The following is a 2105-nucleotide window of genomic DNA, read 5'->3' on the forward strand; positions in this document are numbered from 1 at the left end:
ATTGTGACTATTTATATACGTTTTGAAAACCACAAGCAGATTGAAACAACAACACTTGAAAACAAGCCAACTGGAAATGATTGGTATGAAGCACCAAAGAATTTTGACTGGCACAAAAATTTATTGTTTAACAGAAGAAGAGAAAATTGTTGAAAGGAATAAGGAAGATATTGAGCTGGAATTATTGGAAAATGCGAAACTTTCTGCACTTGATAGTGTGCGTTTTTATTTTAATAACTATACTAACGAATACGCTGGAAATTCTCACCAAGCAGCGGGATAACGGTTGTTAGGCTAGCTGTCATCCAAGTAGCTGACACTGGTTCCTTTATGACGTCAGTGCTCCTATGGTGTCATTCCAGTGCCCTGACTACTTGGATCTAGCAAGCTTTGCTTGCAAATAAGTCTAATACGTGTCGCGTTTTATGCCAAAACACAATTGGAGTTACATGCAAAATAGATCCCAGACTGGGATGACAAAAAAAGAGCACTGGAATGACACCATTTGCTGTGCAATTTACCTTCAAAAATGAATGTTCGTACAGCTATGGATTCATTCGCGGTATCTCACCATAGATCCCGCTGACAAGAAGCGGACTTTTTAACTGGATTATACTGGTCGATCAAGACGCTGAACTTTTAGTCCATCATAGGCAAAGCATGTTTTATCTGATATCCATTCTTCATTTACCTCTTCGCTCAGCCTTGGTAATATCCTCATAACCTCCGAGCCACGATAATCAACTCTAATTGCGCTACCCACAGCATCTAGTGCGCTACCCACAGCATCTAGCACATCTATAGTCTCACAATGTGATAGCTCCCATGGACGCGCTGTAAAGGAGTAAGGCTTTGAAGTTAAAGCTCCTACCGGGCAGGGATCTATGATATTTCTAGATAATTCAGAACTAATATGCCTTTTTATGTAAGTGCTAATCTCTACATTTTCTCCCCTTCCGATTCCTCCAAGTTCATTTGTACCTGCAACATCAGACAAAAATCAAACACACCGAGTGCAATGAATGCATCGATTCATCGCAGTCTCAATCAGTGGTCCGAAGTGTTTTTTGGCACAGCCCTCTTATGCTCATCAAGTCTGCTGGTTCCTTTCCCATAAGCCATCGTGATATCTTGCAAATCGCATTCACCACCTTGATCGCAAATTGGGCAATCAAGCGGGTGGTTAATTAGCAAAAACTCAAGCACACCTTCACGTGCTTTTTTAACCTTAGGGGTATCAGTGTGAATAACCATCCCTTCTGCAACTGGCATTGCACAAGAGGCTACTGGTTTTGGAGGTCCACCCTCCACTTCAACCAAACACATTCTGCAATTACCAGCAATTGCTAAACGCTCATGATAACAAAAACGTGGAATTTCAACGCCCACAACTTCACAAGCTTGAATTATAGTGAGCCCATGCTCTACTTCACATTCCTTAGAATTAATAGTAACTTTAACCACAATTATTATACAGCTTCCCACTTTATAGGATTGCCGCTTACCTCATCTTCAACCAGATTGCCGTTGTCATATTGAGCAGACATATAATTCATGCGCGAATCACGATCTATATATCTAACAGGTTTTACCGGTTTATCTTTATACATTCTTTGCTCAGCTTTCTTACGCTGAGTAGGGTTATTTTTACTAGCTGTCTTTGCTTTCCCACCTGCTGCCATATAAATTCCTAAAAACTTTTCATTCTATTTTAACACTTAAGTGTATAGCGTCAATATTTAATAACTTTAAAATTTCAATAGATCTCTTATTATAATCATTTTACAATCATTGTTTAAATAAAAAGTTACCCCTTGATGCCATTCCAGCGCATGACGCACAGCTGTACGAACATTGCAATTTGCAGGCAATTTGCGTGGCAGATTCAAGTAGCTGACACTGGTTTCCATCCAAAACAGCAGTAGCCCTTTTGGTGTCATTTCAGTGCTTGACACTGAAATCCAGGTTTTGATTGGATACTGAGTTGGTAAGCATAAAAGTATAGCTAACGCGAGCTCTACGTCATACCGCGATTTATTCGTGGTATCTCAAAGCATAGATCCCGCTAACAAGCAGCGGGATGACGATTGTCGTTTAGCTATTAA

Annotated in this window: 2 protein-coding genes and 2 pseudogenes; 1 reads left to right on the forward strand and 3 read right to left on the reverse strand. The window is 40.0% G+C overall.

The genetic code is table 11. The features are described 5' to 3' along the window. Positions 1–3: 3 nt before the first annotated feature. Positions 4–277, forward strand: a pseudogene (locus tag WGMM_RS04825) (hypothetical protein); the annotation flags it as partial. A gap of 339 nt (positions 278–616) precedes the next feature. On the opposite strand, the pseudogene WGMM_RS04830 reads toward WGMM_RS04825, so the two are convergent. The 3 genes and pseudogenes from WGMM_RS04830 to WGMM_RS04840 all read right to left on the reverse strand — a co-directional run. After that, a pseudogene (locus WGMM_RS04830) lies at positions 617–1464 on the reverse strand (2Fe-2S iron-sulfur cluster-binding protein); the annotation flags it as partial. Positions 1465–1469: 5 nt separating this feature from the next. Next, the gene (locus WGMM_RS04835) at positions 1470–1682 is read right to left on the reverse strand and encodes a hypothetical protein (RefSeq protein WP_038250892.1); all 213 of its coding nucleotides are present in this window, start codon (positions 1680–1682) and stop codon (positions 1470–1472) included. Between the two features lie 66 nt (positions 1683–1748). Continuing rightward, positions 1749–1955 carry a hypothetical protein gene (locus tag WGMM_RS04840; protein ID WP_038250894.1) on the reverse strand — a complete coding sequence of 69 codons (207 nt, stop codon included), beginning with the start codon at positions 1953–1955 and terminating at the stop codon, positions 1749–1751. Positions 1956–2105: the final 150 nt, after the last annotated feature.

The sequence above is a fragment of the Wolbachia endosymbiont of Glossina morsitans morsitans genome (assembly GCF_000689175.1).
GTDB classification, from domain to species: domain Bacteria; phylum Pseudomonadota; class Alphaproteobacteria; order Rickettsiales; family Anaplasmataceae; genus Wolbachia; species Wolbachia pipientis.